This window comes from Pseudoalteromonas sp. MQS005 (assembly GCF_001661605.1).
GTDB lineage: Bacteria > Pseudomonadota > Gammaproteobacteria > Enterobacterales > Alteromonadaceae > Pseudoalteromonas > Pseudoalteromonas tetraodonis.
The window spans coordinates 1-8,898 of record NZ_LYRQ01000088.1; the positions used below are offsets into that span (position 1 = coordinate 1).

Annotated in this window: 4 protein-coding genes; 2 read left to right on the top strand and 2 right to left on the bottom strand. The window is 41.6% G+C overall.

What is annotated here, in order from left to right; genetic code table 11:
* Positions 1–501 precede the first annotated feature (501 nt).
* Positions 502–4,959, top strand: coding sequence for a glutamate synthase large subunit (gltB, locus tag A9479_RS18895; RefSeq protein WP_064664271.1), 4,458 nt, complete (start codon positions 502–504; stop codon positions 4,957–4,959).
* Positions 4,960–4,968: 9 nt separating this feature from the next.
* Positions 4,969–6,384, top strand: a complete 1,416-nt coding sequence (locus tag A9479_RS18900; protein WP_013465171.1) for an FAD-dependent oxidoreductase — start codon at positions 4,969–4,971, stop codon at positions 6,382–6,384.
* 222 nt (positions 6,385–6,606) lie between these two features.
* On the opposite strand, the gene A9479_RS18905 is transcribed toward A9479_RS18900, so the two are convergent.
* Together A9479_RS18905 and recN are read right to left on the bottom strand one after the other, a co-directional pair.
* A complete protein-coding gene (locus tag A9479_RS18905; RefSeq protein ID WP_064664272.1) occupies positions 6,607–6,924 on the bottom strand; it encodes a hypothetical protein in 318 nt (105 codons plus the stop codon).
* A gap of 48 nt (positions 6,925–6,972) precedes the next feature.
* Complete coding sequence (gene recN, locus A9479_RS18910; protein ID WP_064664273.1) at positions 6,973–8,646, bottom strand: DNA repair protein RecN; 1,674 nt, start codon at positions 8,644–8,646, stop codon at positions 6,973–6,975.
* Positions 8,647–8,898: the final 252 nt, after the last annotated feature.

Below are 8,898 nucleotides of genomic sequence, written 5' to 3' on the forward strand. Positions count from 1 at the left end.
TCGTTCTTGGTCGAAAGATCGGATCTCGGAACAGGCATTTAGTTCAATTTTCTTAAACGAGATTCAGGTTAATTAATGCATAGCATAAGACTAACGTGCAAATTCATTGAATAAACTATGTGCTAATAGAAGTCGATGTAATTAAATGTCATGTTTAGATGTATTACGAATAAAGCAAAAATGATGGAATGATATCTGGTGAATAGTTATTCATTTTAAGCCTCCTTTACGTTTACGTAAACTGCCTGTTGTGAGGGGGTTTTATTTACAAGTTCTTAAAAATAACACCGGTGTCATTAAAGTTTTCGATCCAATATCTACTCAAATGTTAATATTTAGCATTATTTTATGATTTTTAATGAAGTTGAAATATATTCAATATAATGAATATGTATTCAGAAAGATATTGACTCAGGTTAGGAATAACGCTAATTTTGATCGTCTGTTAGCAAATCGTCGAGCCGTTCATCCACGTTAACAGTGCAGCAAGGGGAGGGGTCTATGTTATATGACTCAAAACTAGAAAAAGATAATTGTGGCTTTGGCTTAATAGCCCAAGTTAATAACCAAGCGAGTCACCGACTCATCCGTACGGCGATCACCGGTTTAGATCGCATGCAGCACCGCGGCGGTATATCTGCTGATGGTAAAACGGGTGATGGTTGTGGCTTGTTACTTCAAAAACCAGACAGCTTCTTTCGTGCTATTGCTGCTGAAAATAATTGGCATTTAGGTAAAAATTACGCCGTTGGGATGATTTTCCTCAATGCTGATCCGGTATTAGCACAAGCAGCTAAAGATGTTTTAAGCGAAGAACTAGAAAAAGAAACGCTTAATATTTTAGGTTGGCGTGTTGTCCCTACCGATCCATCAATGTTAGGACCTATAGCCCTAAAGCAATTGCCTGGGTTTGAACAAATTTTTATTAGTGCGCCTGAAGGGTGGCGTTCTAAAGATTTAGAGCGACGTTTATATGTTGCACGTCGTCGTGCAGAAAAGCGCTTGATGGATGATGAATCATTTTATATTGCGAGCTTATCTGGGCTAGTCACCATCTATAAAGGCTTAATGATGCCTGCTGACTTGCCAAATTTTTATCTCGATCTTGCTGATATTCGCATGACCAGTGCTATTTGTGTTTTTCATCAACGCTTCTCTACAAACACACAGCCTCGCTGGCCTTTAGCGCAACCATTTCGTTATTTAGCGCACAATGGTGAAATTAATACTATTGAAGGTAACCGCCAGTGGGCCCGTGCACGCTCTTATAAATTTGCTTCGCCGCTTATTCCTGATTTACAAAGTGCAGCGCCGTTTGTTAATGAAACAGGGTCTGACTCATCAAGTCTGGATAACATGCTAGAGCTATTTTTAGCCGGTGGTATGGATTTATTCCGTGCTATGCGTATGTTAGTGCCGCCAGCATGGCAAAAAAACCGTGCTATGGATGACGACTTACGTGCATTCTATGATTTTAATTCTATGCATATGGAACCGTGGGATGGCCCTGCAGGGATTGTTATGTCGGATGGTCGTTTTGCTGCCTGTAACTTAGACCGTAATGGCCTGCGCCCTGCGCGTTATATCATTACTCAAGATGGCTTTATTACTTTAGCCTCTGAAGTGGGTATATGGGATTACACCGCTGACGAAGTGGTCGAAAAAGGACGTGTTGGCCCGGGCGAACTCCTCGTTATTGATACTAAATTGGGTAAAATTTGGCATTCAGATGAAATTGACCAAGATTTAAAATCACGCCACCCTTATAAGTCGTGGTTAGAAGAAAACGTTAAACGATTAACGCCTTTTGAAGCACTTACCGAGCAAGATGCGGGCAATCGCTCATTTGATGATGAAACCCTAGTCAAATACCAAAAGATGTTTGGCTATACTAACGAAGAGCTAGACAGCGTCATTCGTGTCATGGGTGAAAATGGGCAAGAAGCCACTGGCTCAATGGGTGACGATACGCCGTTTGCCGTTCTGAGTGAAGGGCACCGTTCACTTTATGATTATTTCCGTCAAAAGTTTGCTCAGGTTACTAATCCGCCAATTGATCCGTTACGTGAAAACCATGTAATGTCGCTTGCAACGTGTATTGGCAGTGAGCAAAACGTATTTAATGAAACAACAGGGCACGCTAAACGCCTGCAATTTGATACGCCTATTTTAATGTACGCTGATATGCAGCAGCTACTTAACGCCGATGAAGCGCACTACAGCTATTGTAAGATTGATATTACTTACACCGTAGAAGAAGGCCTTGAGAATGCGGTTAAGCGCATCTGTGATGAAGCACAAGCAAAAGCCGCATCTGGCTGCATTATGCTGGTATTAACGGATCGTAACTTTGATGACAATCAATTACCTATCCCTGCTGCTATGGCGGTGGGTGCGGTACAAAAACGCTTGGTAGATAATAACTTACGCTGTGAGTCAAATATTATTATTGAAACTGGCAGCGTTCGCGATGCGCATCAATTTGCGGTACTACTTGGATTTGGTGCAACCGCAATTTACCCGTATTTAGCGTACGAGTCACTTGTGGCTATGAGCGATACCAAGGTAATTAATAAGTCATACTGTGAAGTTACACTGGCTTATCGTCAAGCAATTAATAAAGGCTTGTACAAAATCATGTCTAAAATGGGCATTAGTACCGTGGCTTCATATCGTTGTTCAATGCTGTTTGAAGCAGTTGGTCTATCGGACGCTATTGTTGAGATGTGTTTTAAAGGCGTGGCGAGTCGTATTAAAGGGGCGTGTTTTAGCGACTTTGATGACGATCAGCAAAGCTTGCATAAACTGGCGCTTAGTAAACGTAAATTATTAAGCCATGGTGGTTTGTTTAAATACGTTCACGGCGGCGAGTACCATGCTTACAACCCTGATGTGATTCAAACGTTACAAAAAGCAGTACGTAGCGGCGAGTACAGTGATTACAGCGAATACGCAAAGCTAGTTAATCACCGTCCAGTCGCGACTCTGCGTGATATGTTGGCTTTAAAACTGCCAGAAAAGGGTATAAGCATTGATGAGGTAGAGCCTGCCACTGAGCTTTATAAACGGTTTGACTCAGCCGCCATGAGTATTGGTGCATTATCGCCAGAAGCGCATGAAGCACTCGCAATTGCCATGAATCGTTTAGGTGGCTGCTCAAATTCTGGTGAAGGTGGCGAAGATAAGCTGCGTTACGGTACAGAAAAAAATTCACGTATTAAACAAGTAGCTTCGGGTCGATTTGGTGTCACCCCACATTACTTACGTAGCGCTGATGTTATTCAAATAAAAGTGGCACAAGGCGCTAAACCTGGGGAAGGCGGACAATTACCGGGTGAAAAAGTCACTCCCTATATTGCCAAGCTTCGTTACTCGGTACCGGGTGTGACACTTATTTCACCTCCGCCGCATCACGATATTTATTCTATCGAAGATTTAGCCCAGCTTATTTTTGACTTAAAACAAGTAAACCCGAATGCATTGATTTCAGTAAAACTGGTATCTGAACCGGGTGTTGGCACAATTGCAACCGGTGTAGCAAAAGCGTATGCCGACTTAATTACTATTTCAGGCTATGATGGTGGCACAGGTGCAAGTCCATTAACCTCAGTTAAATACGCTGGCAGCCCATGGGAGTTGGGACTTGCTGAAACACAGCAAGCATTGGTAGAAAATGGCCTTCGCCATCGTATTCGCCTGCAAACAGATGGTGGTTTAAAAACCGGCCTTGATATCATCAAAGCGGCCATTTTAGGCGCCGAAAGTTTTGGCTTTGGCACAGGGCCTATGGTTGCATTAGGCTGTAAATACTTACGAATCTGTCACTTAAATAACTGTGCGACAGGTGTGGCAACACAAGACGAAACATTACGTCAAAAGCATTATCATGGTCTGCCAGAAATGGCGATGAATTACTTTAAGTTCATTGCTCAAGAAGCGCGTGAAATTATGGCAAGTTTAGGGGTTGCAAACCTAACCGATTTAATTGGTCGCTTAGACTTACTCGAAGCCATTGAAGGCAAAACAGCGAAGCAGCAAAAAATAGATTTATCAGCGGTTATCGCTCAGCCAAATAACCCAACAGGTGAAACTCTGTTTTGCAGTGCACCAAATAGCTCGCATTATTTAGGTGAGTTAAATGAGAGCTTACTAGGCAAGGCACAAGAGGCAATAGATAACTCAAGCGGCATTTCATTAGTAAGTCGTATTTGTAATACCGACAGATCAGTAGGTGCCATGCTTTCTGGGTATATTGCTGATAAATACGGTAATCAAGGCATGGCCGCAGATCCGGTAGTTATTGAATTACATGGTACAGCTGGTCAGTCATTCGGTGTATGGAATGCCGGTGGCCTTGAAATGACTTTGGTTGGCGATGCTAACGATTACGTTGGTAAAGGCATGGCTGGCGGTAAGCTAGTTATTCGCCCACCATTGGGTTCGTCATTTGAAAGTCATAAAGCAACAATTATTGGCAATACCTGTTTATATGGTGCAACCGGCGGTAAATTGTTTGCAGCAGGATGTGCAGGCGAGCGTTTTGCTGTACGTAACTCAGGCGTGCAAGCTGTTGTTGAGGGCGTAGGTGATAACGGTTGTGAATACATGACCGGTGGCGTTGTGTGTGTACTTGGTAATGTAGGAGTGAACTTTGGTGCAGGTATGACCGGTGGTTTCGCTTACATTTTAGATGAACGAGGTGATTTTGAGAAACGCATTAACCCAGAGTTGGTTGAAGTGGTTACTTTAGATGACTTAAGTTCACATCAAGAGCATTTACGCGGCTTAATTGCTGATCATTTAGAGCTAACAGGCTCATGCAGAGCAGAAACTATTTTAGCTAACTTTGAACTTTATTTACCGATGTTCAAATTAGTAAAACCTAAATCAAGTGACGTAAAAAGTTTACTCGGGCACCGCGCTCGCAGTAGCGCCGAACTACGTGTTCAGGCGCAATAAGGGGGCAGTATGAGCGAAAATGTATATCAATTTATAGACGTGCAGCGTGTAGACCCACGCAAAAAACCAATCTCGTCGCGTAAAAAATCGTTCGTAGAAATTTATGAACCCTTTTCAGAAAATCAGGTTAATTCACAAGCGGATCGTTGCCTTGATTGTGGTAACCCTTATTGTGAGTGGAAATGTCCAGTACATAACTATATTCCACAATGGTTAAAACTGATCCGTACAGGGCGCATTTTAGAGGCCGCTGAGCTATCGCACCGTACTAACAGTTTGCCAGAAGTGTGTGGACGAGTATGCCCGCAAGACCGCTTATGCGAAGGCTCATGTACATTAGATGAAGAGTTTGGTGCAGTAACAATCGGTAATATTGAAAAATACATCACCGACACCGCGTTTAAAATGGGCTGGAAACCAGACATGTCCTATGTAACATGGACTGATAAAAAAGTTGCCATTATTGGCGCAGGGCCTGCGGGCCTGGGCTGTGCAGATATCTTAGTGCGTAATGGCGTAAAGCCTGTGGTATTTGACCGTCACCCTGAAATTGGTGGGCTGTTAACCTTTGGTATTCCTTCTTTTAAATTAGAAAAAGAAGTCATGCAAAAACGTCGCGAAATATTTACCGAAATGGGTGTTGAATTCAAGCTTAATGTCGAAGTAGGTAAAGACATTAGCATGGATGAAATACTTAATGAGTATGACGCTGTATTTTTGGGCGTGGGGACTTATCAGAGTATGCGAGCGGGGCTTGAGAACGAAGATGCGCCGGGGGTGCATGATGCCCTGCCATTTTTAATTGGTAACACTAACCGTGTTATGGGTTACGATGAGTCTAAACAAGCTTGTATTGATATGGCAAACCAAAAAGTAGTGGTACTAGGTGGTGGTGATACAGCAATGGACTGTGTGCGTACCTCTATTCGTCATAACGCGTTAAAAGTAACGTGTGCTTATCGTCGTGATGAAGAGAACATGCCTGGTTCAAAACGCGAAGTAAAAAATGCCAAAGAAGAGGGCGTCATTTTTACTTATAACGTTCAGCCTAAAGGGATTGTGCTTGATGACAAAGGTGCTGTAGCCGGTGTTAAAATGGTAAAAACTCAGCTTGGCGAGGCAGATGAAAACGGCCGCCGTCGCGCTGAGGAAGTACCGGGTTCAGAGCATATTATTGAAGCCACACAAGTGATTATGGCATTTGGTTTTAAGCCACATAAAATGGATTGGCTAGAGCAGTACGACGTAGAAATTAACCACTGGGGTGGTATTAATGCACCCGAGCAAGGTGAATTTACACATCAAACCACTAATCCTAAAATATTTGCTGGTGGCGATATTGTTCGTGGTTCAGACTTAGTGGTCACCGCTATATTTGAGGGGCGTAACGCTGCAGAAGGCATTATGGATTATTTAAAAGTGTAAATAATGCTTTTGTTAGAATGGAGTCAAAAGCAAACCTTCGGGTTTGCTTTTTTTATTTCCTCAGTTTTACAAACAAAGGTAAATATTTATGGTTCCATAGTCGGTGTTTAAGGTCTACAAAAAGGGACGTAGGTTTTGACCTAGCTATTTACAATTATAAGATTTTACAAATAAAAAAGCCCGCAATACATAGATTGTGGGCTTTTTTAAACGCGCTGTTAGTTAATCCATCGAGAAGTGATCTAGGCTCGGTTTCACTCTGGCTTGTCGGCGTTTCACACTTTTATAGCAAATAACGTTACAAACAAGCTGTAGGCCAATAACTAACCAACTTAGTGTTATTAAGCCACTAATAGCTGGGCTGCTAAAAACTAACATAACAGCAATAACAATATGTACAATTAATGCCACATTTAAAAAACGATATAAGCTCTGCTTAAATTGTGTATGTTTAAACTTACTAAAAACAGCCAAAAGTATACTGACAATCAGTAGCAGCCAGTTAATTGCTAAGCCAAAATAAATGACCGTCGTTTGCATTAATGTATCCTCACCGTATCAAGGTAACGCACTATAAAGCGATTCACTTTATCCGTGCGCTTTTATAAGCTCTTTTGCATTTGCTTTAGCTGTTTTGCTAATGTTATCACCACCCAGTAATCGAGCAATCTCATTTACTCGACCATCTTTATTCAATGCCAGCATATGCGTAAATGTTTCACCGTCTGCAATTTCTTTGGCAACAAAAAACTGCTGATGAGCGCTACTGGCCACTTGCGGTAAATGGGTCACACAAATTACTTGCGTAGACTTACCTAGTTGGCGCAGTAGTTTACCAACAGCAGCAGCTGTTGGGCCAGAAATACCAACATCCACTTCATCAAAAATAAGCGTAGGGGTCGTGACTTTTTGCGCAATAATAACCTGAATAGCTAAACTAATGCGTGATAGCTCACCACCCGAGGCTACTTTTGCTAAAGGTTGCAATGGTTGCCCTGGGTTTGTTGATACTAAAAACGAAACATTATCAAAGCCTAAGCTATTTGGAGCGCGATCGTTTTGTGCAGTCAATGCTATTTCAAATACGCCATTTTCCATAGATAGATTAGCCATGCTTTCGCTGATCAATCCATTTAATGTATTCGCATACTGGTGGCGACTTGCACTTAATTGTTCACTGGCGTTTTGATAATCCTCAAGGGCATGTTCAATTTCACCTTCAAGTTGCTCAAGACGTGAGCTGTTATTACTTATCGACTCAAGCTCTTGTGCAATAGTTTGATGAAATCCAACGAGCTCTTGGGGTTTAATATGGTGTTTTCTGGCTAAGTCCATTGCACCACTGAGTCTGTTTTCTACTTCAGTTAATCGCTGAGGATCCAAGTCGGCTTGTTCAGTGTAATTACGTACTTCTCGGCTTGCTTCTTCAACTTGAACAGCGGCTTCTGATAATAATGTTGCCACACTGGCTAAGCTTTCATCATACTGTGCAAGTTCAGTAAATTGTTGGGCGCTGTGCTGTAAAATGGAACACGCATTTTGTTCATCATTTTCATATAAATGCTGCAACTCGCGCTGGCAGACTTGCAATATAGTTTGGCTATTGCTGAGTTTATAATGTTCGGCTTCTATTTGCTCAAATTCATCTGCCTGCAATGCAAATTCATCAAGCTCTGCGACTTGATACTCCAATAGTTGCTTTTGTGCGGCTTGTTGCTGCTGCTGTTGTTCTAGCTGTTTAAATTCTTTTTGTAAGTCAGCAAATTGTTTATAACGCTGGCTTACAGCATCAACAAGATTATGATGGCCTGCATATGCATCGAGTAATTGTAGCTGATGCTCTGCCTTTAATAGGTGCTGGTGCGCATGTTGACCATGAATAGAAATTAAATATTGGCCTAGCTCTTTTAGTTGTGCAGCGGTAACTGGGCTGCCATTAATGTAGCTTTTACTGCGACCATTTTTACAAACAACTCGACGAAGTAAACATTCGTTGTCGTCGTTATTAAGCATGTTCTCTTCTAAAAAAGCATGAGCGAGTGGTAAATTGCTTAAATCAAATTGTGCACTTACCTCTGCTTTATCAGTACCTGGGCGCACAGCAGACGCTTCTGCTCGCTCTCCAAGACACAATGATAATGCATCAATGGCTATCGATTTACCTGCTCCCGTTTCACCGGTGATAGCGGTCATACCCGAATGCCATTCTGTGCTTAAATTACTTACGATTGCAAAATTTTTAATTTCTAAACCAATTAACATACTGTTCATCCATCCAGTGAATTAACTGTTAATTTATACAGTGTTTTGGTTTTTTGCAAATTAAATTTCTATATTTTAAGCAAGGCTGGACTCAATTAATGTTTTTTTTTCTTCATCAATAGGGAGGTTTTCATCGTTAAGGTCAATACTATCAACTGGTTGCGCTATGTCTTCAGTTTTTAACTTTAAAATTAGCGTAGGAAGGACTTCTTGATAAAAGTTTTTATTATATAAAATACCTTGAGCTGGTAA